Source organism: Thioalkalivibrio paradoxus ARh 1 (genome assembly GCF_000227685.2).
GTDB classification, from domain to species: domain Bacteria; phylum Pseudomonadota; class Gammaproteobacteria; order Ectothiorhodospirales; family Ectothiorhodospiraceae; genus Thioalkalivibrio; species Thioalkalivibrio paradoxus.
In genome coordinates, this window is the sequence record NZ_CP007029.1 from 927,532 (window position 1) to 948,136 (window position 20,605).

Below are 20,605 nucleotides of genomic sequence, written 5' to 3' on the forward strand. Positions count from 1 at the left end.
CAAAAATCAGGAAACCACGCAACCATGTCCGAGCTATCGCGTCTGCAGATCGAAACGGCCCTGAAAACGGTGCAGGAGAAGTACATCGAGAAGGATCTGATGGCCGCCGGCGCGGTCAAGGATATCCAGATCGACGGCGCCCGCGCGACGGTCGTGATCGAGCTGGGCTATCCGGCTGCCGGATATTTCGACGAGTTGCGTGCCGAGGTCGACCGGGCTTTGCAGACCGTGCGCGGACTCGAAGGCGCGGAGGTGCAGATCTCCAGCCGCGTCGTTTCGCATGCGGTGCAGAAGAGCCTGAAGCCGATGCCCGGAATCAAGAACATCATCGCGGTCGCCTCCGGCAAGGGCGGCGTCGGCAAGTCGACCACCGCGGTGAACCTGGCGCTGGCGCTGGCCGCCGAGGGTGGCCGGGTCGGGGTGCTGGATGCCGACATCTACGGTCCGAGCCAGCCGCGGATGCTTGGCATCTCGGGCCAGCCCGAGTCGCAGGACGGCAAGACCATGGAGCCCCTGCAGAAATATGACCTGCAGGCGATGTCGATCGGGTTCCTGATCGAGGAGGACACGCCGATGATCTGGCGTGGCCCGATGGTGACCCAGGCGCTCGAGCAGCTGCTCCGCGACACCAACTGGCACGACCTGGATTACCTGGTCGTGGACCTGCCGCCGGGTACCGGTGACGTGCAGCTGACCCTGTCGCAGAAGATCCCGGTCAGCGGTGCGCTGATCGTGACCACGCCGCAGGACATCGCGCTGCTGGATGCGCGCAAGGGTCTGAAGATGTTCGAAAAGGTGGACGTGCCCGTGCTCGGGATCGTCGAGAACATGAGCATCCACATCTGTTCGAAGTGCGGTCACGAGGAGCACATCTTCGGTCACGGTGGCGGCGAGCAGATGGCGAAGGACTTCGGAGTCGACCTGCTCGGCGCGCTGCCGCTCGATATCCAGATCCGCGAGCAGGCCGACGGCGGCGAGCCGACGGTGGTGCGCGAACCGCAGAGCCGGATCGCCGAGATCTACCGGGAGATCGCGCGCCGCACCGGCGCGAAGCTGGCCGAGCAAAGCAAGGACTACAGCGGCAAGTTCCCCAACATCGTGATCAAGAACACCTGATCGATGCCGATCAAGTCGGACCGGTGGATCCGGCGCATGGCCGAATCCACCGGCATGATCGAGCCGTTCGAGCCGGGGCAGGTGCGGTTCCGCGAGGATCACCGCATCGTGTCTTACGGCACCTCGAGCTATGGCTACGACGTGCGCTGCGCCGACGAATTCAAGATTTTCACCAACATCAACAGCTCGGTCGTCGATCCCAAGTCGTTCGACGAGCGCAGCTTCGTGGACGTGAAGGCCGACGTCTGCATCATCCCGCCGAACTCGTTCGCGCTGGCGCGCACCGTCGAGTACTTCCGCATTCCGCGCAATGTGCTGACGATCTGCCTGGGCAAATCGACCTATGCGCGCTGCGGCATCATCGTGAACGTGACCCCGCTGGAGCCCGAGTGGGAGGGACACGTGACGCTGGAGTTCTCGAACACCACGCCGCTTCCGGCCAAGATCTACGCCAACGAGGGAATTGCGCAGATGCTGTTCCTGGAGTCCGACGAGGTCTGCGAGACTTCGTACCGCGACCGTGGGGGAAAGTACCAGGGGCAGCGGGGTGTGACGCTTCCCAAGACCTGAACGCGCAGAGCGCCTGCGGTAGCCACAGGCGGGCCCGTGGGGCGAACGCAGCGCTCCATCCCGGCGCGCCGCGTCCGCGATTTCCCCAGCGACCGCGAGCAGCCGGTTCTCGGGCCGCGGTCTCCGGCGGCGGGTTCAGAAATTCTCGGTCGAGGTGAACAGGCCTACGCGCAGATCCTTGGCGACGTAGATCTCGCGGTCGTCCACCCGCACCGACCCGTCGCCGATTCCCAGTACCAGCTTGCGCGTGATCACCCGTTTCATTTCCACGTGGTAGGTGACCTTCTTCGCGCTGGGCAGGACCTGACCGGTGAACTTCACCTCGCCGACGCCCAGCGCACGCCCGCGCCCCGGGTTGCCCAGCCAGGCCAGGTAGAACCCGACCAGCTGCCACATCGCGTCCAGGCCCAGGCATCCCGGCATCACCGGATCGCCGGGAAAATGGCATGCGAAGAACCAGAGGTCGGGGTGGATGTCGAGTTCCGCGACCATCTCGCCCTTGCCGTACTGCCCGCCGTCGCTGTTGATCTTCAGCACCCGGTCCATCATCAGCATGTTCGGAACGGGCAGCTGGGCGTTGCCCGGTCCGAACATGTTGCCGTAGCCGCAAGCCAGCAGCTCGTCGCGGTCGTATTGGTCCTTTTGCATGGCTGATCCTGGCGGAAACCGGATATTGGACCGAAACCGGGCAGCAAAAGCAATGCGGGCATCCGCGATTACCTGATCGACTGCGCATTCGCAGTGGCCGACCGACGTTCGTGGCCCGTGTCGAACTCGGCAATCCCAGGGGGTGTCCGGGGCGGCCGGGTGCATCGCCGGCTGCGGCGCCGGAGGGTCTGCATCGGGATCGCGGATCGGCCATACTTCCGCGTTCGGGGGATCGCCAGGGTGAGGGAGGAGGTCGCGTGACGGTAACGATGCTGATCTGGGCTGCGGTGATCGTGGCCGCGATCGTGTTGCTGGACCTGGCGCGCCACCCGATGCGGCGTTTCCTGATCGCGACTGCAACGCTGCTCGCCCGAATCACCTGTGGCCTGCGGACCCAGCTCGTGCGCTTGCGCGACCGCGTCGGGCGCTGGCATGGCGCCCACCTCGCGCGTCTGGAGGCGGCTCAGCTGGCGGACGCGATCGACGCGCTCGAGCGCGATTACGCACGCCTGATTGGCCACGACCTCGCCCAGTTGCCGGCATTGCGGCAGGACACCCACCAAGTAGTCAGAGAGTTGGAGGCAGCCTACGCCCGCGAGGAAACGGGGCTTACCGACGAGCCCCCGTGGGTGCAGCGGCTCGAGGTGCTGGCCCGGACGCCCGCCGGCGACCAGCCCCAAAGCCAGCGGCTTGCCCGGGACATGCAGGAGACCGTGTTGCGCATCGCGCGCCTGGCACTGGAGGAGCATCGCCAGCACGCGCGGGAACTCGTCAACACGCGGCGACGGCTGCAGGAGCCGCTGGCAGAACTGGTGTCGCGTCTGGCGTCGCTGCAGGAACGGTTGGTTCAGCTGCAACGGCAGGCGCAGAGCCTGGATGGCACGCTGCAGCGCTTCGAACGCCACCGGGGGCGTCGCTCCCTGCGCCTTCCGGTCTATGCCCACTCCGGTGGTCAGTGGGTGCTGAGTGCGGCAGGACTCGCGCTCGCCGGGCTGGCCGTGTATGTGTACCAGCAGGTGTTTGCAGGCTCGTTCGACCTGCTGTTCCAGGGTCCTCGCGATCCCGAAGGGAGGACCGCCGATCTCGCGATCTGGGCCCTGTTGGGCACCGCCGGCCTGAGCGGCTGGATCCTGGCTGAGACGCGCGCCGCAACGCCGTCCGGGCTCACCCCGATCGGGCGCCTGGCGGCACTGCCGCGCACGGTGGTCGGTGTACTGGCCGGAGGGGTATTGCTGGCCACGGTAATCGTATCGATGGTAAACGGCTATCTGCGCGAGTGGCTGATCTACCGCGCGGAGTTGTTCGACGTGCTGATGGCGGGCAACGACGCCCCGCCGATCCCCGATGTGAACTGGGTGGCGCAACTGCTCGGCGGGCTGCTGGGGCTGGTGCTGCCGCTGGTGGTCGCGCTCGCGCCGCTTTGGCTGGTCGGGCTGATGGCGGCGACCCGCGTGCTGTTCGGTGCCGCCCTCTGGTTCCTGCTCGCGCTGCTGGCCGGTCTGTTGCGATGGCTGGCGGGCGTCTCCTGCCACCTGCGCCGCTGGTTGCCGGCAGGCTTCGACCTGCTGATCTTCCTGCCCGAGTCCGTCCGGCGCTGGCGCTCCCGGGAGGCGGGCGCTCGTGCCTGACCGGCGCGGGCCGCGCGCGAGCGCGATGGCTGGTAAACTGGCGCGCGATTGACTGGATACGGCAGGCAACAGCCGGGAGAGGGGTACCATGGGTTTCAGGTTCGCCGTCGTCGCGATCGTCGCAGGGCTTGTCGTGGCGTTTTCCACGCAGGCAGCGGCGCAGGACACCACGCGCTATGTCAGCGAGGAACTCGAGGTCGGTGTGCGTTCGGGCAAGACGCTGCAGCACCGAATCATCCGCAGCGTGCGCAGCGGCGAGCAGGTGACGGTGCTGCAACAGGATCAGGACGGACACTCGCAGATCCGGCTTGCCAATGGCACCGAGGGCTGGATTCTGACCCGATATTTGCAGGACGAGCCCCACTCGCGCGAGCGGCTCGCCGCGGTCCAGGCCGAACTCGACGAGATCCGGTCGGGTTCCGATGACCAGGCCGGACGCATCGCCCAGCTACTGGAGACGCGGCGTGAGTTGGAGGCGGAACGCGAGTCGCTGCAGGGCCACGTCGCGGGTCTGGAAAACGAGCTTGAGGAATTGCGCGACGTTGCGGCACGGCCGCAGGAGATCCGCGCGCAAAATGCGCAGCTGCGCAGTGCGCTGCTGGAAGCGCAGGACTCGGCCGAGGATTATCGCCGGCAAGTCGAGGTGCTGCGGGCGGACAACCATCGCAAGTGGTTCATGACCGGTGCGCTGGTGACGGTCGGCTCGCTGATCCTGGGCATCCTGGTCACGCGGATTCCCCGGCGGCGCCGCAGCAGCGAGTGGTGAGCCGGTCGGACCCAGCTGCCGCAGGGTGGCTTGCGCGGGCGCGGATCCACCGCTAGCCTTCGCGGGGTTCTGGCGGGGCCGGTCGTGTCCCCCTGCGCTGCCGCCGGGGTAGCGTTTGCCGCTGCTGCCGGATGAGGCCCGGGTCCATCACCAAGGAATCCTGACTGGATGCTCTACGCGATACTGTCGACCTTCCTGCTGGCTGCACTCGCGCCCTGGGTGCACCGGCTGACCGGGCGCTACAGCGGCTGGGTGCTCGCGCTGCTTCCGGCGTCGCTGTTCGTTTATTTCCTGAGCTTTCTGCCCGAGGTGGCCGCCGGCGGTACGGTGGTGCTGGGTCCGTCGGCCGGAGGATGGGCGCCGGCATGGCTGGACGCGGCGCTGGGTCGGATGCTCTGGATGCCGGGTCTCGAGATTCAGCTGTCGTTCCTGGTCGACGGCCTGTCGCTGCTGTTCGCGCTGCTGATTTCGGGGATCGGCTTTTTCATCGTCAGCTACGCCGGGCGCTATCTGGAAAAGAGCCGCGACCTCGGCCGCTTCTATGTCGTGATCCTCGCGTTCATGGGCTCGATGCTCGGGCTGGTGCTCGCCGACAACCTGATCGCGATGTTCATCTTCTGGGAGCTGACCAGCGTCACCTCCTATCTGCTGATCGGCTACAACCACGAGGACGCGAAGGCGCGCAAGGCCGCGCTGCAGGGCCTGATCGTGACCGTTGCCGGCGGGCTGGCGCTGCTGGCCGGGATCGTGATGCTGGCGATTGCGAGCGGCAGCTACGAGCTCTCCGAGATCCTGAATTCCGGCGATGTGGTCCGTGAGCACGCGCTGTACCTGCCGCTGCTGCTGCTGATCCTGCTCGGAGCGTTCACCAAGTCGGCGCAGGTGCCGTTCCATTTCTGGCTGCCCAACGCGATGGCCGCGCCGACGCCAGTCTCCGCGTATCTGCATTCCGCGACGATGGTGAAGGCGGGCGTGTACCTGCTGGCGCGCCTGAATCCGTCGCTGGGGGGCACCGAGGTCTGGTTCACGCTGCTCGCGCTGTTCGGTGCGGTGACGATGTTCGTCGGGGTGTTCCTGTCGTTCCGCAGCACCGGCATCAAGAGCGTGCTGGCGTATTCGACGGTGATGGCGCTGGGCACGCTGACGATGCTGATCGGCATCGGCACCGATACCGCATTGCTCGCGGCGATGGCGTTCCTGCTCGCGCATTCGCTGTACAAGGGCGCGTTGTTCCTGGTCGCGGGCATTCTCGACCACAAGGCGGGCGCGAAGGACTTCCTGCAAACCGGCGGGTTACGAGCGGCGCTGCCGATCACATCGGCATTCGCGATTCTCGCGGCATTGTCGATGGCCGGTGTATTGCCGTTGTTCGGCTTCGTCGCGAAAGAGCTGATGCTCGAGTCGGTGCTCGATGCGCCGGGGCTGGTTCCGCTGCTGGCGCTGCTCGCGATCGCCTCGGCGATCCTCGGTGTCGGCGTCGCGGCGATTGTCGGCATTCGGCCGTGGTTCGGTCCGCGCGTGGACACGCCGAAGACACCGCAGGAGGCGCCGCTCGCGCTGATCGCGGGTCCCGCGGTGCTGGCGAGCCTCGGTCTCGTGTTCGGTCTCGGCACGGGCCTGGCCGAGGACGGCATCCTCGCCGCCGCGGCGCAGGCGGTCAACGGTGGCGTGCCGGTGGATGCGTACCTGGCGCTCTGGCACGGGCTCAACTGGCCGCTTGCGATCAGCGTGCTCGCGCTGGTGGGCGGGCTGTTCCTGTACAGCCGCTGGGACCGCGTGCGCGAGCAGCTGGCCTGGGTCGATACCGCGTCGCGCTACGGTCCCGAGCGCGGCTACGACAAGATGATGGACGGTATCGTCGGCGTCTCGGACTGGCAGACGCGGGTGCTGCAAAGCGGCTATCTGCGTTTCTACATCATGTTCGTGATCGTCTCCACCGCGCTGATGGTCGGCGTGACTGCGCAGATCTTTGGCGTTTCGGTCGACCCCCTGGCGATCGCCGATCTGCGCCTCTATGAGATGGCGATCGTCGCGATCATGGCCCTGTCCGCGCTGTACGCGATTCTTACCCGCTCGCGTCTGGGCGCGGTCGCGGCGCTCGGTTCGTTCGGTTTCACCGTCGCACTGGTGTTCGTGCTGTACAGCGCGCTGGATGTGGGCATCACCCAGATCCTGGTCGAGACGCTGACGGTGATCCTGCTGGTGCTGGTGCTGTTCCGCCTGCCCGGCTTCCTCGGGCTGTCGCCGTGGTGGGTCAGGCTGCGGGATGCGACGATCGCGCTTGCGGCCGGCGGTATGGTGACGCTCCTCATCCTCAGCACGCACAGCGCGCGCGAGTTCGAACCGATTGCGTGGGAACTGATCGAGTGGTCGGTGCCCGAGGGCTATGGCCGCAACGTGGTGAACGTGATCCTGGTCGACTTCCGGACGCTCGATACATTGGGTGAGATCTTCGTGCTGGCGCTGGCGGCCGTGGGCGTTTACGCGATGATCCGCTTCCGCGCGGAGGACCGTCGATGAACATGTATTCGCTGATCCTGCGCACCGCGGGGAATTTCCTGCTGCCGTTGCTGCTGCTGTTCTCGGTGTTCCTGCTGCTGCGCGGCCACGACGAGCCGGGTGGTGGATTCATCGCCGGGCTGGTCGCCGCCGGTGCGATCGTGCTGTACGTCTTTTCGATGGACATCGCGTCCGCGCGCCGGCTGCTGCGCGTCGATCCGCGCGACCTGCTCGGCGCGGGGATGGTGATCGCGGTGCTGAGCGGCGCGCCCGCGGCGTTTCTGGGTCAGCCGTACTTCACCGCGCAGTGGTGGGAGTTCGCTTTGCCCGGTGGTGGTGAGCTGAAGCTGAGCACGGTGCTGATCTTCGACATCGGCGTATATCTGGTGGTCGTCGGCGCGGTGCTGACGATCATTCTCAACCTGGCCGAGGCGGAGGACTGACGATGGAAATCGTGATGGCCGTCACCGTCGGCTTTCTTTACGCGGCGGCGCTGTACATGATGCTGCGCCGTTCAATCGTCAAGCTCGTGATCGGCCTGGTGCTGCTGTCGAACGCGGCGAACCTGCTGATCTTCACGGCTGCCGGCATGGTGCGCGGCGCGCCCCCGCTGATCTACCCGGGAGAACTCCTGCCGCCCGGCGTCAGCGCCGACCCGCTCGCGCAGGCGCTGATCCTGACCGCGATCGTGATCGGGTTCGGGGTGCTGGCGTTCGCGGTGGTGCTGATTCACCGCGCCTACGAAGTGGTCGGTGCTGATGACATGGATCAGATGAAGGATACCGATACATGAGCGCGTACATGGACGCGCTGGTTGCGCTTCCCGTCATCCTCCCGCTGCTGATCGGGGCACTGTCGCTGGCGCTCTGGCGCTCGCATGCCGCGCAGAAGCTGCTCGGTGTGTTCGGCACGCTGGCATTGCTGGCGGTGTCGGTGCACCTGCTGTTCGAGACCTGGGAGCATGACCATCTGGTGATGCACATGGGAAGCTGGCAGGCGCCGTTCGGCATCGTGCTGGTTTCCGACATGCTCTCCGCGATCATGGTCGTGCTGACCGGGATCATCGGTCTTGCGACCGCGATCTATTCGCTGTCCGACATCGGCAGCCGGCACGAGCGCTTCGGTTACTACCCGCTGTTCCACCTGCTGCTCGCGGGCGTGAACGGCGCGTTCCTGACCGGCGACATTTTCAACCTCTATGTGTGGTTCGAGGTGATGCTGGTCGCGTCGTTCGCGTTGCTGATCCTCGGCGGCGAACGCGCGCAGATGGAAGGCGCGATCAAGTACGTGACGCTGAACCTCGTCTCGTCGATGCTGTTCCTGACCGCGATCGGTCTGCTCTATGGCCTGACCGGCACATTGAACATGGCCGACATCGCGGTGCGACTGGCCGAGGTGGAAGACACCGGCCTGGTGACCGTGATCGCGATGCTGTTCATGGTGTCGTTCGGGATCAAGGCCGCGGCGTTCCCGTTCTTCTTCTGGCTGCCGGCGTCGTATCACACGCCGAAGGTCGCGGTCTCGGCGCTGTTCGCGGGCATGCTGACCAAGGTCGGCGTGTACGCGCTGTTCCGGGTGTTCACGCTGATCTTCAACCAGGACGTCAACTACACGCACGAAATCCTGCTGTGGATCGCGATGCTGACCATGCTCACCGGCGTGCTCGGCGCAGCGGCGCAGTTCGAGTTCCGGCGGATCCTGTCGTTCCACATCATCAGCCAGATCGGCTACATGATTCTCGGCCTCGCGCTGTTCACGCCGCTTGCGATCGTCGGCGGGGTGTTCTACATCATGCACCACATCATCGTGAAGGCGAATCTGTTCCTGATCAGTGGGCTGACGTATCAACTGAAGGGATCGCACGAACTCAAGGAACTCGGCGGGCTGTACCGTTCGCATCCGATGCTCGGCGTGCTGTTCATGGTGCCCGCGCTGTCGCTCGCAGGTCTGCCGCCGTTATCCGGATTCTTCGCGAAGTTCATCATCATCCGCGCCGGCATCGAGGTCGAAGCCTGGCTGGCGGTCACGGTGGCGCTGGTCGTCGGTCTGCTGACGCTGTATTCGATGGTCAAGATCTGGAACGAGGTGTTCTGGAAGGCGCAGCCCGAGCCTGCCGGCCGTGCCGCCGGCAGCGGTGCGCCGGCCGGGTCGCTGTTCTGGATGTGGCCGCCGATCGTCGGCCTCGCGCTGATGACGGTGATGATCGGGCTCTATGGCCAGCCGATCTTCGAAATGGCCGAGCTGTCCGCCGAGCAACTGCTGGATACCTCGCGCTATATCGACGCGGTGCTCGGTGCCGACTACGTCGAGTCCCTGCAGGAGATGCGGCGATGATTGCGCTGATCTGGAACATCGCTCTGGCGCTGATCTGGATGGCGCTTACCGGCTCCTTCACCGGCGCGAATCTCCTCCTTGGTTTCGTCCTGGGCTATCTCGTGCTCGCGCTGACGCTGGGGCGCAAGCCTGACGTTCGCAAATACCTGTTGAAGGTGCCGCGGTTTTTCGGGTTCGTCGGCTATTTCTTCTGGGAACTGCTGCTGTCGAATCTCCGGGTCGCCTACGACGTGCTGACGCCGACGCATCACATGAGCCCCGGCGTGATCGCGATGCCGCTGGACGCCAAGACCGACGGCGAGATCACCATCGTCGCGAACCTGATCTCGTTGACGCCCGGGACACTGAGCCTGGACGTGTCCAGCGACAAGAAGGTGCTCTATATCCACGTGATGTACCTGGACGACCGCGACGCGGTGATCCGGAGCATCAAGGTCCTGGAGGCCCGCGCGCTCCAGGTGTTGCGCTGAGGGACCGGTATGTTCGATTACGCGATCTTTCTCGCCTACGCGCTCCTCAGTCTGGCACTGGTGTTGAGTTTCATACGCCTCGTCCTCGGGCCGACGCTACCCGATCGCGTCGTGGCGCTCGAACTTCTCGCGTCGCTGACCGTCGGTTTCATCGGCGTTGCGGTCGTGGCCACGGGTCGATCCGCGTACTTGGACGTGGCACTGGTGCTGGCGCTGACCGCATTCCTCGCAGCGATCGCGTTCGCACGCTATCTCGAGAAGGGAGGGCACCGCGTCGATGATTGAATTCTCGATGATTGAGTTACTGACTGCGGTGTTTCTAGTCTCTGGAGCCGGCTTCATGCTGATTGCCGCACTCGGGTTGTTGCGCATGCCGGATCTGCTCACGCGCATGCACGCGACGACCAAGGCGGGCGTGCTCGGTGCCGGGCTGATCATGGTGGGTGCCGCGATCTACATCGGCCAATTGACGGTGGTGGTGAAGGCGGTTGCGGTGGTCGCATTCCTGATTCTCACCGCTCCGGTGGCCGCACATGCCATCGGCCGCGCCGGCTACTTCGTCGGAGTGCCGCTCTGGTCGAAGACGCACACCGATGAGTTGAAAGGCCGCTACGATCAGGAAACCCACACCCTGGCCTCGTCGGGCGAGAAGGGGTCTGCCCAGCGGGACCAGGGGGCGAGTGGGAAGCGTTCGGAATCGTGAGTGTCACGGGGCAGGGGCGGCAGTTGCCGCCCCTGCGATCGTGGGCGATGGTCAGGCCGCGTAGCGGGCCTTGGCCTCCCGGGCCGCCTCGGCCTCCTCGGCCGAATAGGCCTTGCCGGACCAGAGCATTTCGTACGCGATTTCCTCGTTGCCGTTCTCACACAGTTCGAGCACTTCGCGGAACAGCGGCTGGAACGTCTCGCTCCGGTGCGAGGCCTCGTGGTCCTCGAAGGATTTCCAGAACGTGATGATCAGCGCCTCGCGGTCCTTCAGCGGGCTGTCCACCGCCTGGCCGACGGTCGAGCCCTCGTTCGATACGGCGCCCGAATTCAGCGCGACGAAGCCGCCGATGAACCCGGTGTCCGAGTGGTAGGTCTTCACGTTCTCGCACAGTACCGCGACCCGCTCCTGCAGATCGTCGACCGTGTATTCCGGCTTGAGAATCACGCGGTTGAGGGTCACGACACCATCGGTAGGAAAGTTGCTGATGAGCTGACTCATGACTGCCTCCTCGGCTTGATACCGCCCCGGGACGGGGCGATTCAGTACATTGCTGAACACTAATCTAAATACCCGAGTAAATTAGTCAAGAATAGCCCCGCGAGTCGTGGGCCCTTGCGCGCCCCGTGGTCGGTAGACCGAAGCGCGAGCCCGAAGCCAGTGCCTGCCGGGCGCCCCGATTCCTTTCTCACCAGGGGGCGTGCGGCGCCATGGAAGTCAACGGTGACCCCGGAATCCCCGGATCACCCCGGCGATGCCGACGAGCATGCCGCCGAACGTGGCGGCGAACGCGAGCAGCGATAGCGCCAGGCTGGGGTCGAGCGCGCGGGTTGCCTGTGCGAGCAGCAGGGTGAGCCCGGCGAACGCCAGGGCCATTCCGCCGATCAGCAGCCGCATTTCAGCGATGCAGCCAGCAGGCGGTACGGTGCCCGGGGCGTGGTTCGAAGTCGGGCGGATCGTCGCGGTCGCAGGTACCCTGGATCCTCTGCGCGCAGCGCGGGTGGAACCGGCAGCCGGCGGGCGGGTTCAGCAGGCTGGGCGCTTCGCCCGGCGGGACTGCGCGCTCCGTCTCCGCGTTGCCCGGGTCGGGATCGGCGATCGCGGCGAGCAGCGCCTGTGTGTACGGATGCTGCGGGTGGTTCAGCAGATCGTCGACCGCTGCCTGCTCGACGATCCGCCCGGCGTACATCACGAAGATCCGTTCCGCGAAATGGCGTACCGTGGAGAGGTCGTGGGTGATGAACGCCAGAGTCAGGCCGTATTCCTGCTGGATCTGGCGCAGCAGCTGCAGGATTTCGACGCGCACCGACGCGTCGAGCATCGACACCGGTTCGTCGGCGATGATCACCTGCGGGCGCAGGATCAGCGCCCGTGCGATCACCACGCGCTGCTGCTGGCCGCCGCTCAGCATGTGCGGGAACTTCGCCAGGAAGTCCTCCGGCGGTGTCAGGCGCACCTCCTCGAGCACTTCCAACGCGCGCCGGTCGCGTTCGCTGCGGTCACGCACGCCATGCACGATCAGCGGCTCGTGCAGGATGCGGCGGACGTCCATGAACGGCGGCAGTGCGCCGTACGGATCCTGCTGAACGTAGCCGACGCGCGCGAGATAATCGTTGCGTTCCGAGGGGCGCATGGCCTGCAGCGGGCGGCCCTCGAACACCACCTCGCCGCGGGTCGGCGGGTGCAGGCCCAGCAATGTCCGGGCGAGCGAACTCTTGCCGCAGCCGCTCTCGCCGACGAAGGCCACCGACTCGCTGCGGCCGAGTTCGAAGCTGACTCCGTCGACCGCGCGCACCGAACCCACGCGCAGGAATCCCCACTGGCGCAGGTCGAACCAGGTGTGCAGATCGTGCACGGCCAGCACGGGGCCGGACGGTGGCGGCGGCATCGTGGACGGTTCGGCGCTCATCGTCGTGTCCCCGCGGCATGGAGCCAGCAGCGCACCCGGTGCCGGTCGCCGACAGCGATCGGCACCGGGTCGAGGCCGCAGCGTTCGAAGCGGGAGGGGCAGCGCTCGGCGAACCGGCAGCCCTCCGGCGGATTCAGCAGGCTTGGCGGCTGTCCCGGAATGTGCTCGGGCCGCTGGCGCTGGTGCAGGCGCGGGACGCTTGCCATCAGCAACTGCGAATAGGGGTGTGCCGGTTCCCGGAAGAAGTCCCGCGCATCGGCGAACTCGACGATCTGGCCCGCGTACATCAGCGCGACCCGCTCGGCGATCTCGCTGGACGTGGCCACGTCGTGGGTGATCAGCAGGAAGCTGGTGCCGAGCTCGCGCTTGATGCGCTTCAGCGCATTCATGATCCCCGCCTGCGTCAGTACGTCGAGCGCCGAGGTCGGCTCGTCCATGATCACGAGATCCGGCTCGGTCACCAGCGCCATTGCCAGTACCGCGCGCTGGCGCATCCCGCCCGAGAGTTCGAACGGGTAGCGCTGCAGGAAGTCCGGCGAGATGCCGACCAGGCCGAAGACCTCGGCTGCGCGGGCCAGCGCCCGTTTGCGCGGCCAACCCCGGTGTACTCGGAGCGGCTCGGCGACCTGTTCGCCGACCCGCACGACCGGGTTCAGCGCGTTCATCGCCGCCTGCATCACCAGCGACAGCCGCACCCAGCGCACCTCGCGCCGGAACCGCTCCTCCGAGTAGCCCATGGTTTCGGTGCCGTCGACCTTTACGCTGCCGCTGAACTTTTGCACGTTGCGCGGCAGCACGCGCGTCAGCGCCTTCGCCAGCGAACTCTTGCCGCAGCCCGACTCGCCGAGCACCACCAACGCCTCGTTGCGCCGCAGGTCGAAGCTGACGCCGTCGACCGCGCGCACCACGCCGCGCCCGCTGCGGTAATGCAGCCGGAGATCCTCGACCTGCAGCAGGGGTTCGCCGGCCATTGTCTACATCGCCCTCAGCCGTGGGTTGAAGACCCGGTCCAGCGCGAAGCCGAGCATCGCGAAGCCGAGACCGGTCAGCATCAGCAGTGCCGCCGGCGACAACACCCAGTAGTAGAAACCGTGGTACAGCGCACTCTGGGTCTGGGCGTCGTTCATCACCTTGCCCCAGGTGGGCAGAACCGGGTCGCCAAGGCCGAGCAGCGCGAGCGACGCCTCGAGGAACACGAACGAAGGGATCAGCGTGACGAACGTCGGGATCAGCACCGGCAGGATGCGCGGGATCATGTAGCGCAGCACGATGCGCGCGTTGCCGGCGCCGTAGGCGCGGGCGGCCTCGATGTACGGTGCCTCGCGGATCGGCAGCAGCATCGCGCGGTACATCTTGATCCCGGCGCTGAAGATGCCGAGCGCGATCACCACGCCGAGCATCACCCAGATGCTGGTCGAGTACAGCGTGCCGACCATCACCAGCACCGGCAGCAGCGGCAGGATGATGTTCACCTCGGTGAGCCGCTGGATCACCGCGTCGACCCAGCCGCCGTACCAGACCCCGGCGGCGGCGATCACCAGCGTCGTCACCGTGGTGCCCACGGCCGCGAGCAGGCCGAACGCCAGTGCGACCGGAATCCCCCAGAGCAGTGCCACCATCAGGTCGCGGCGCTGATGGTCGGTACCGGCGAGGCCGTGCACCCGCCCGTAGACGACCAGGTCGGCGTCGATCGTGGCCTGTTCCTCGAACACGATCGCGTCCAGCACCAGCCGGTAGCGTCCGGGCAGCGCTTCCGGAACATCCTCGGCCCCGGGTTCGGCAAACAGGCCCACGTGTGGAACCCGGCCGAGGCGCCGCTCGAGGCCCCAGTCCTGCGAGATCGAAATGCGCTCGTCGCGTGCGAGCCGGCGCCCGCCGAGAATGAACTCGCGCCCGTCGGGGGTCTCCCAGGTCAGGCGCACGAACGGCTCGCGTTCGGCGAATTCCGAGGTCAGGAACAGGTTGAGTTCGCTCGGGAAGCCCTTGTGGGCGTAGTCGAACTCCAGCGGAATGCGCACACGGCTGCCGCCCTCGAAGGGTTCGTGGTCGATGGCCGCGTCGCGGCTCGAGATGACCTGGGTGCGCGGCAGGTCGCCGCCCGCGATCCGGTCCACCCAGACCGGCCGGGCGTTCACCGGGTGCATGCGCCAGACCTCGCCGCCGCGCCAGAGCTCCAGTGCCTGCCCGTACGGAATCGTGACCACGGTGAACACCGCAGTCCCGACCAGCGCCGCGATGATCAGAAGCCCCACCAGCGCCGACGGATAGCGCGCAAGCTGGCGCAGGCCTTCCAGGATCGGCCTCATGCTGCCACCTCCGCCATGGTGCCGGCGCGGCTCATCGTCCCGCTCCCACGCGCACACGCGGATCGAGCATTGCGTAGAGGATGTCGAGCAGGAAGACGGTGATCGCGAGCAGGTAGGCGAAGATCACGACCGTGCCGATGATCACCGGCGTGTCCCGGTGTCCGATCGCCTGGAACAGCAGCGTGCCGAGCCCCGGCCAGTTGAAGACCTGCTCGAGGATGATCGCGCCGCTCCACAGCCCAATCAGCATCAGCGCGAAGCTGGTGATGATCGGCGACAGCGTCGGCCGCAGGATGTACCGCTGCTCGATCAGCCGCGAAGGCAGCCCCTTGGCCCGGGCCATCTCCACGTAGTCCTCGCTCGAGTGGATCAGGAAAAACGTGCGCCACGAATAGATCGAGATGAAGATCGTCGAGATGAACATGGCCGCGAGTGGCAACAGCATGTGCCGCAGCAGGCTCGCGGCGTACTCCAGCGTACCCTCCGGAGGCGGCACGTCGACCATGCCGCCCGCGGGCAGCACCGGGATCAGGAACGCGAAGATCAGGATCAGGAAGATTCCGTAGAACCAGCCCGGGGCCGCGGACGTCGGGGCCAGCGCGATCACGCTGCGGTCGAGTGCGCTGCCGTAGCGTCGCGACAGCCCGAGTGCGATGAACACCGAGGTGAAGAACACCAGCAGGTTCGCGGTGCCGAACAGCAGCAGCGTCGCCGGCAGCCGCTCGACGATGATCCAGTACACCTCGCGGGCGCCGCGGTCGCTGTGCATGTGTTCGGCGCGGCCGAGATCGAGGCGGATCGCCTGCTGCAAGTAGTCGACGCTGCGCACGATGAACGGCTGGTCCAGGCGCAGCCGTTCCACTTCGAACTGCGCCTGGCGTTCGATCAGCTCGTTGCGCTCCTGCAGGCTCATGTCGAAGAACGCCGGGTCCGCGCGCACCTGCTCCGCGACCGTGCTCTGGATCTGCACCAGCCGCAGCTCGTCGACCTGCCCGCCCATGTTCGCGATCAGGATCGTCAGGTACACCCCGACCAGCACGGTCAGGAACAGCGCGATCAGCCGCTTGGAGGTGAACAGCACCAGCTGGCGGATATCGCGCAGCAGGCCCCGTGCCGGTGCCGCCGCGGGGCCGGTCATCGCGAGCCTCCGTTGCGCGCGGCCGACGGTGCCGGCAATGTCGCGAACACCTGCGACGCGAACGAGGGCAGGGCCACGCGCCGGGAAATCACCGCGAACTCGAGGCTGTTCGCGCCGGTGCCCAGCGCGGCGATGGTGTCCGGCTCCAGGCGCAGGCGCCAGCTGCCCGGCCCGTCCGCCTCCGGCGACCCGCGCCGGACCAGCGAGCCGCCGCCGTCGAACAGCAGGTACTGCACGTTTTCGATGTCGTCCAGTGGGTACGGCTCGCCGTCGAAGGTCGCGTGCAGCGTGAATTCGGCCGCCGCGCCGGCTTCCACGACCATCGGCCCGTCGAGTTCGAGTTCCGGGATCGCCGGTCGGGTGAAGCGCAGCCACTTGTCGGAGCGGTCGGGGAAGTCCTCGAAGCGCCGCAGCACCAGCGTGCGCTCGAGCGCATGCACCGAGTGCAGGTAGAACGGACCGTCGCCCACCCAGAAGTGACCGCGGGCTTCCCGCCAGTCGGCGAGCGCCCGGAACCGCGCGCCGGCCTCGTCCGCGCCGACGAAATCGGCCAGCGTCTCGGGGAATGGCATGAAGCCGTCGTGCAGCGCCGCGTCGAGGTGCCGGTCGAGGATCGCGAGGCTCGGGCCGGCCACCAGGCTCATCCAGGTCAGGCGTTCCCGGTCGGCCTTCAGCGAGGAGAACGCGAGATCGCCGGCCGCCTCGGCACGGATGCCGAGCGCCAGCGTGTGCCACGGCGAGGTCGAAGGCGTGCGCGCCGCGACGATGGTCTCCGCGTCGGGATAGATCTGGTCACTGTAGATCTCGATCACCAGCGGATCCTGCGAGACGATGCGCCAGCCCCGAAAATGGCGCTGGAAGACCTCGAAGGTTGGTACATGGCTGGGGTCGAACAGTGCGCTGTTCTCATCGGCCCGCTCGAAGCTCAGGATCCACGGCAGCACCATGTCGGCGAGCGAGACCGGCGAACCGTCGTGCCACTGCCGGTCCAGGTATCCCGGCTCGTAGTGTACGCGGGTGCGGGTGCGGGCGGTCACGCCTTCGGGATGACGTTCGGCGACGGTGACGAAACGCCCGGCGGCGCTGTCCCAGTCGATCCAGGTGTCTTCGGGCACCTCGATGCGCTCGGCGGTTTCGAGACTCAGCCAGTCATGGCTGCGCACCACCGGAACGCCCTCCTGGACGGTCAGTTCGGCGCGCTCGATTCGCTGCGGCCAGTACAGCCCGGTGAACGGATCGGGGATCAGCTCGATGTCGCCCAGCGCGCGCATGATCATCGTATCGAAGATCCAGTTGCTGCCCGCAACCGGGTTCCAGGGCTCGGTCAACAGGTTCGGTACCGCGAACACCACGCGACCGCCGACGCGGTCGCGGAACCGGATCGTGTAGGGCCACAGGCGCGATCCGGAGATGCCGCCGGCAAGATCCACCGCGAGTTCGACTTCCCGGGCATGCGGCAGCACGTTCAGCTGATCGGCGACCCAGACCCGCACCGAGTCCTGCATCGCCAGCTCCAGCGCGCGCGTCATCAGCGTCTCGCGTTCGTCCCAGCTTGCGTAGTCGCGGCGCTGCAGCCGGTCAGCGGCCTCGTCGAACTCGGGATCGGGCGTGTAGACCTGCCAGAGCGGGTCCGGGCGCCCGCGCGGCGTGTAGTAATAGCTGAAGTTCTCGGCCAGATCGCGGTTGATCACGGTCGAGATCCAGCCACCGGTGTACAGGTGCCAGCGCCCGGCGTGCGGATCGCCGGCGATCCAGATACGCGACGCTTCCTCCGCGGTGCGGTACAGGCGCTCCACCCGAAATCCGAGATCCTCCATCAGGTTCGCCACGTAATCGCCGACGCGCTTGCGCGCGTCCTCGGTGCGGATCAGCACGCTCACCCGGACCGGCTGCCCCTGGTAGAGCCAGCGGCCGTCCTCGCGCGTGGCCCCGAGCCGTTCCATCTCGCGCTGGATCACGCGCTCGGCGCGCAGCGGGTCGTGCTGGTAGCGCAGTTCCAGCGCGCGCGCCGCCTCGGCAAGCCGCGCATAGTCCGGGAATACCGTGTTCAGCGGCAGGTAACGCGGCACGGCCAGCCCGCCGTAGAGCTCCTCGGCAACGTAGCGGCGGTTGATCAGCCAGTTCAGCGCCTCGCGGACCTCGCGCACGTGGAAGGGGTTGAGTTCGCCACTGGCGAAATGCGGCCCCGCGGGGTTCACGGTCAGTTCCATCGACGAGCCGAACGCGAGATCGTAGGCCGCGCGCTCGGAGTCGCGCAGGCGCTGGAACACGGTGGTGCTGGTGACGCCCTGCCCGAACACGTGGTGCGTGCCGGCCTCGATCAGCCCGGTCACCTTGCCGACATCGGATTCCTGCGTGAACACGATCTGATCGACCAGTGCCCCGGTGCGCTGCGCCGGGTCGCCGGGCGCCCCGTGGTCCGCGCCACGGGCCGCCGGCGCACCGGGATCGGGCGCCGGGCGCAGGAACAGCATGGCCGTGATACCCGCAAGAAGCAGCACGGCCGCGGCGAGCAAGAATCGGTTCATCGTGACTGGGCGAGGGCCCCTGTGGTCCGAAAGCTGCCGACACGATAGTCAACGCGTCCGGGCGCGACAAGAGCGGAGACGGCCGGGGTGGGAGGAGGGCGGTTCGGGGAGCAAGCCGGCCTCAGTGGCGAAAATGGACGAACAGACGCCCGTGATTCCGGGAGTCCTTATCAACGCGGTGGTACCGCGCGCGGATGTCGGGCCGTTGCAGAAACCGCAGAACGCGCTTCTTCAACTGGCCGCTGCCCTTGCCGTGAATGATTTCAACCGTCGCGATGCGCTTCGCGCAGGCATCGTCGATCGCCCCCTCGAGCGCCGCGTCGATCTTCCGTCCGTCGCGAAAGCATTGATGCAGATCGATCGAAATGCGAGCCATGACGTCCGGGATGGTACCGAAAACGAGACACCGTCGCCGGCTGCGCGTTCGCAGCCGGCTCCTGTGTTTATCAATCAGGAAATGGGCGGTGGCGGCGGATCCTCGTTTTCCCCGTTCTTCTCGCGCTCGGCGCGTTCGCGCATTTCCTTGAGGTAGGAGACCTTCTCCTTCGCAAGCACGCCGGCGAGCAGGATCAGTGCGAGCAGGTTGGGCGCCGCCATCAGCCCGTTCAATGTGTCGGCGACGTCCCAGATCGTGGTCAGCCCGCCGATCGCGCCGAGGAACAGGAAGCCGATGAAGATGATCCGGTACGGGGTCACCACGCGCGATCCGAACGCATACTCCCAGCTCTTCTCGCCGTAGAAGTTCCAGGTGAGCATGGTGCTGTAGGAGAACAGCACGATCGAAATCAGCACGATCCAGCCGCCGAGGCCGGGCAGCCCGGTACTGAACGCGCTGGCGGTCAGCTCGGCGCCGGTCTGGCCGGTCTGGATCACGCCGGTGACGAGGATCACCAGCGCGGTCAGCGTGCAGACGACCAGCGTGTCGATGAACACCTCCCACATGCCCCAGAGACCCTGGTTGTAGGGTTTGGACTTGGCCTGGGCATGCACGATCGACGCGGAGCCGAGGCCGGCCTCGTTCGAGAAGATGCCGCGCGCGAAACCGTAGCGGATTGCCATCGCGACGGTCGCGCCGGCGAAGCCGCCGATCGCCGAGGTCGTGGTAAACGCACCGGCGAAGATCATGCCGAATGCGGCCGGAATCTGGTCGTAGAAGCTGATCAGGACGCCGATCGCGCCGATCACGTAAATGATCGCCATCGTCGGCACGATGCGCTCGGCGGTGACCGCGATGCGCTTGATGCCGCCCAGTGTCACGACGCCGACCAGCACCATGATCACCAGGCCCGTGACCCAGTTCGGGATGCCGACACCGGTTTCCAGCACATGGGCCATCGTGTTGGCCTGCACCATGTTGCCGATGCCGAACGCCGCGAGCCCGGCGAGGAAGGCGTAGAGCAGCGCGAGCCACTTCCAGCGTTTCCCGAGGCCGTATTCGATGTAATAGAACACGCCGCCGGACACCTTGCCGTCGGCGTCGATCTGCCGGTACTTCAGGCCCAGCGTGGCCTCGCCGAGCTTGGTCGCCATGCCGACCAGCGCGACCACCCACATCCAGAACACCGCGCCCGGCCCGCCCAGCGCGATCGCGGTCGCGACCCCGGCGATGTTCCCGACGCCGATGGTCGCCGCCATCGCCGAGGTGACCGCCTGGAATCCGGTAATCGCGCCGACTTCGTGGTGCACGGTGCGCCGTAGCAGGCGGCCGAAGGTATGCCGCCAGGCAAAGCGCATGTGGGTGAACTGGAAGAACCCGAGCCGGATGGTCAGGTACAGGCCCGTGCCCACCAGCAGGATCATGAAAGGCGGGCCCCAGACGATGCTGTTGAGCCAGTCGTTGAACAGCACGAGCGAATGGATCATCGGTTTGGTGTCCCCCTGTTGGTTGATCCAGCCTGTGTTCTGTCAGCCGGCAGGTCGTTGCGGCGGCCCGCTGCGTGCCTTGGGATAGTAGCCCGTGGCGGGGCCCGCGGGAAGCGTCGTTCAGGAT

At 66.6% G+C, this 20,605-nt stretch carries 21 protein-coding genes; 11 read left to right on the forward strand and 10 right to left on the reverse strand.

Going from position 1 to position 20,605, the window contains the following annotated elements; genetic code table 11:
* Nucleotides 1-24: 24 nt before the first annotated feature.
* Nucleotides 25-1,116, forward strand: a complete 1,092-nt coding sequence (gene apbC / locus THITH_RS04265) for an iron-sulfur cluster carrier protein ApbC (RefSeq protein WP_006749087.1) — start codon at nt 25-27, stop codon at nt 1,114-1,116.
* A gap of 3 nt (nt 1,117-1,119) precedes the next feature.
* A complete protein-coding gene (dcd, locus tag THITH_RS04270) occupies nt 1,120-1,686 on the forward strand; it encodes a dCTP deaminase (RefSeq protein WP_006749086.1) in 567 nt (188 codons plus the stop codon).
* A 135-nt stretch (nt 1,687-1,821) separates the two neighbouring features.
* On the opposite strand, the gene fabA is transcribed toward dcd, so the two are convergent.
* Entirely contained in the window at nt 1,822-2,334 is a 513-nt protein-coding gene (gene fabA, locus THITH_RS04275) for a 3-hydroxyacyl-[acyl-carrier-protein] dehydratase FabA (protein WP_006749085.1), read from the reverse strand.
* A 257-nt stretch (nt 2,335-2,591) separates the two neighbouring features.
* Here fabA and THITH_RS04280 point away from each other — a divergent pair, with 257 nt between their 5' ends.
* From THITH_RS04280 to mnhG, 9 genes are all read left to right on the forward strand, one after another.
* A complete protein-coding gene (locus tag THITH_RS04280) occupies nt 2,592-3,962 on the forward strand; it encodes a hypothetical protein (protein ID WP_006749084.1) in 1,371 nt (456 codons plus the stop codon).
* A gap of 88 nt (nt 3,963-4,050) precedes the next feature.
* The gene (locus THITH_RS04285) at nt 4,051-4,728 is read left to right on the forward strand and encodes a TIGR04211 family SH3 domain-containing protein (protein WP_006749083.1); all 678 of its coding nucleotides are present in this window, start codon (nt 4,051-4,053) and stop codon (nt 4,726-4,728) included.
* A gap of 168 nt (nt 4,729-4,896) precedes the next feature.
* Nucleotides 4,897-7,248 (forward strand): putative monovalent cation/H+ antiporter subunit A, encoded by a 2,352-nt coding sequence (locus THITH_RS04290; RefSeq protein WP_006749082.1) that lies wholly within the window; start codon nt 4,897-4,899, stop codon nt 7,246-7,248.
* Complete coding sequence (locus THITH_RS04295) at nt 7,245-7,670, forward strand: Na+/H+ antiporter subunit B (RefSeq protein WP_006749081.1); 426 nt, start codon at nt 7,245-7,247, stop codon at nt 7,668-7,670. The genes THITH_RS04290 and THITH_RS04295 overlap by 4 nt, the downstream gene beginning before the upstream one ends.
* 2 nt (nt 7,671-7,672) lie before the next feature.
* On the forward strand, nt 7,673-8,020 hold the full coding sequence (locus THITH_RS04300) for a Na+/H+ antiporter subunit C (protein WP_006749080.1): 348 nt from the start codon (nt 7,673-7,675) through the stop codon (nt 8,018-8,020).
* 8 nt (nt 8,021-8,028) lie between these two features.
* Nucleotides 8,029-9,561: a Na+/H+ antiporter subunit D gene (locus THITH_RS04305; RefSeq protein ID WP_025367271.1), complete on the forward strand. Its 1,533-nt coding sequence runs from the start codon at nt 8,029-8,031 to the stop codon at nt 9,559-9,561.
* Nucleotides 9,558-10,031 carry a Na+/H+ antiporter subunit E gene (locus tag THITH_RS04310; RefSeq protein WP_006749078.1) on the forward strand — a complete coding sequence of 158 codons (474 nt, stop codon included), beginning with the start codon at nt 9,558-9,560 and terminating at the stop codon, nt 10,029-10,031. The genes THITH_RS04305 and THITH_RS04310 overlap by 4 nt, the downstream gene beginning before the upstream one ends.
* 9 nt (nt 10,032-10,040) lie before the next feature.
* Entirely contained in the window at nt 10,041-10,316 is a 276-nt protein-coding gene (locus THITH_RS04315) for a monovalent cation/H+ antiporter complex subunit F (protein ID WP_006749077.1), read from the forward strand.
* A gap of 7 nt (nt 10,317-10,323) precedes the next feature.
* Nucleotides 10,324-10,734, forward strand: coding sequence for a monovalent cation/H(+) antiporter subunit G (mnhG, locus tag THITH_RS04320; protein WP_025367272.1), 411 nt, complete (start codon nt 10,324-10,326; stop codon nt 10,732-10,734).
* A 51-nt stretch (nt 10,735-10,785) separates the two neighbouring features.
* Here mnhG and THITH_RS04325 read toward each other — a convergent pair whose 3' ends face one another.
* The 9 genes from THITH_RS04325 to THITH_RS04365 form a co-directional block, all read right to left on the reverse strand.
* Complete coding sequence (locus tag THITH_RS04325; protein ID WP_006749075.1) at nt 10,786-11,235, reverse strand: hypothetical protein; 450 nt, start codon at nt 11,233-11,235, stop codon at nt 10,786-10,788.
* A gap of 216 nt (nt 11,236-11,451) precedes the next feature.
* Nucleotides 11,452-11,631 carry a hypothetical protein gene (locus THITH_RS04330; RefSeq protein WP_006749074.1) on the reverse strand — a complete coding sequence of 60 codons (180 nt, stop codon included), beginning with the start codon at nt 11,629-11,631 and terminating at the stop codon, nt 11,452-11,454.
* Nucleotide 11,632: 1 nt separating this feature from the next.
* Nucleotides 11,633-12,643 (reverse strand): ABC transporter ATP-binding protein, encoded by a 1,011-nt coding sequence (locus tag THITH_RS04335; RefSeq protein ID WP_006749073.1) that lies wholly within the window; start codon nt 12,641-12,643, stop codon nt 11,633-11,635.
* On the reverse strand, nt 12,640-13,614 hold the full coding sequence (locus THITH_RS04340; protein ID WP_006749072.1) for an ABC transporter ATP-binding protein: 975 nt from the start codon (nt 13,612-13,614) through the stop codon (nt 12,640-12,642). Before THITH_RS04340 ends, THITH_RS04335 begins: the two co-directional genes overlap by 4 nt.
* Nucleotides 13,615-13,617: 3 nt before the next feature.
* Nucleotides 13,618-14,949: an ABC transporter permease gene (locus THITH_RS04345; RefSeq protein ID WP_006749071.1), complete on the reverse strand. Its 1,332-nt coding sequence runs from the start codon at nt 14,947-14,949 to the stop codon at nt 13,618-13,620.
* A 31-nt stretch (nt 14,950-14,980) separates the two neighbouring features.
* Nucleotides 14,981-16,087, reverse strand: a complete 1,107-nt coding sequence (locus THITH_RS04350; protein WP_006749070.1) for an ABC transporter permease — start codon at nt 16,085-16,087, stop codon at nt 14,981-14,983.
* Nucleotides 16,084-18,615: an ABC transporter substrate-binding protein gene (locus THITH_RS04355; protein ID WP_006749069.1), complete on the reverse strand. Its 2,532-nt coding sequence runs from the start codon at nt 18,613-18,615 to the stop codon at nt 16,084-16,086. The genes THITH_RS04350 and THITH_RS04355 overlap by 4 nt, the downstream gene beginning before the upstream one ends.
* A 121-nt stretch (nt 18,616-18,736) precedes the next feature.
* Nucleotides 18,737-18,991 carry a Smr/MutS family protein gene (locus THITH_RS04360; protein WP_006749068.1) on the reverse strand — a complete coding sequence of 85 codons (255 nt, stop codon included), beginning with the start codon at nt 18,989-18,991 and terminating at the stop codon, nt 18,737-18,739.
* 74 nt (nt 18,992-19,065) lie between these two features.
* Nucleotides 19,066-20,478, reverse strand: coding sequence for an alanine/glycine:cation symporter family protein (locus THITH_RS04365; protein WP_006749067.1), 1,413 nt, complete (start codon nt 20,476-20,478; stop codon nt 19,066-19,068).
* Between the last annotated feature and the right edge of the window lie 127 nt (nt 20,479-20,605).

What these genes read in the sequence shown, in the direction of transcription:
- apbC (WP_006749087.1), top strand. Translation starts at nt 25, where the DNA reads ATGTCCGAGCTATCGCGTCTGCAGATCGAAACGGCCCTGAAAACGGTG.
- dcd (WP_006749086.1), top strand. Translation starts at nt 1,120, where the DNA reads ATGCCGATCAAGTCGGACCGGTGGATCCGGCGCATGGCCGAATCCACC.
- fabA (WP_006749085.1), bottom strand. Translation starts at nt 2,334, where the DNA reads ATGCAAAAGGACCAATACGACCGCGACGAGCTGCTGGCTTGCGGCTAC.
- THITH_RS04285 (WP_006749083.1), top strand. Translation starts at nt 4,051, where the DNA reads ATGGGTTTCAGGTTCGCCGTCGTCGCGATCGTCGCAGGGCTTGTCGTG.
- THITH_RS04290 (WP_006749082.1), top strand. Translation starts at nt 4,897, where the DNA reads ATGCTCTACGCGATACTGTCGACCTTCCTGCTGGCTGCACTCGCGCCC.
- THITH_RS04295 (WP_006749081.1), top strand. Translation starts at nt 7,245, where the DNA reads ATGAACATGTATTCGCTGATCCTGCGCACCGCGGGGAATTTCCTGCTG.
- THITH_RS04300 (WP_006749080.1), top strand. Translation starts at nt 7,673, where the DNA reads ATGGAAATCGTGATGGCCGTCACCGTCGGCTTTCTTTACGCGGCGGCG.
- THITH_RS04305 (WP_025367271.1), top strand. Translation starts at nt 8,029, where the DNA reads ATGGACGCGCTGGTTGCGCTTCCCGTCATCCTCCCGCTGCTGATCGGG.
- THITH_RS04310 (WP_006749078.1), top strand. Translation starts at nt 9,558, where the DNA reads ATGATTGCGCTGATCTGGAACATCGCTCTGGCGCTGATCTGGATGGCG.
- THITH_RS04315 (WP_006749077.1), top strand. Translation starts at nt 10,041, where the DNA reads ATGTTCGATTACGCGATCTTTCTCGCCTACGCGCTCCTCAGTCTGGCA.
- mnhG (WP_025367272.1), top strand. Translation starts at nt 10,324, where the DNA reads ATGATTGAGTTACTGACTGCGGTGTTTCTAGTCTCTGGAGCCGGCTTC.
- THITH_RS04325 (WP_006749075.1), bottom strand. Translation starts at nt 11,235, where the DNA reads ATGAGTCAGCTCATCAGCAACTTTCCTACCGATGGTGTCGTGACCCTC.
- THITH_RS04330 (WP_006749074.1), bottom strand. Translation starts at nt 11,631, where the DNA reads ATGCGGCTGCTGATCGGCGGAATGGCCCTGGCGTTCGCCGGGCTCACC.
- THITH_RS04335 (WP_006749073.1), bottom strand. Translation starts at nt 12,643, where the DNA reads ATGAGCGCCGAACCGTCCACGATGCCGCCGCCACCGTCCGGCCCCGTG.
- THITH_RS04340 (WP_006749072.1), bottom strand. Translation starts at nt 13,614, where the DNA reads ATGGCCGGCGAACCCCTGCTGCAGGTCGAGGATCTCCGGCTGCATTAC.
- THITH_RS04345 (WP_006749071.1), bottom strand. Translation starts at nt 14,949, where the DNA reads ATGAGGCCGATCCTGGAAGGCCTGCGCCAGCTTGCGCGCTATCCGTCG.
- THITH_RS04350 (WP_006749070.1), bottom strand. Translation starts at nt 16,087, where the DNA reads ATGACCGGCCCCGCGGCGGCACCGGCACGGGGCCTGCTGCGCGATATC.
- THITH_RS04355 (WP_006749069.1), bottom strand. Translation starts at nt 18,615, where the DNA reads ATGAACCGATTCTTGCTCGCCGCGGCCGTGCTGCTTCTTGCGGGTATC.
- THITH_RS04360 (WP_006749068.1), bottom strand. Translation starts at nt 18,991, where the DNA reads ATGGCTCGCATTTCGATCGATCTGCATCAATGCTTTCGCGACGGACGG.
- THITH_RS04365 (WP_006749067.1), bottom strand. Translation starts at nt 20,478, where the DNA reads ATGATCCATTCGCTCGTGCTGTTCAACGACTGGCTCAACAGCATCGTC.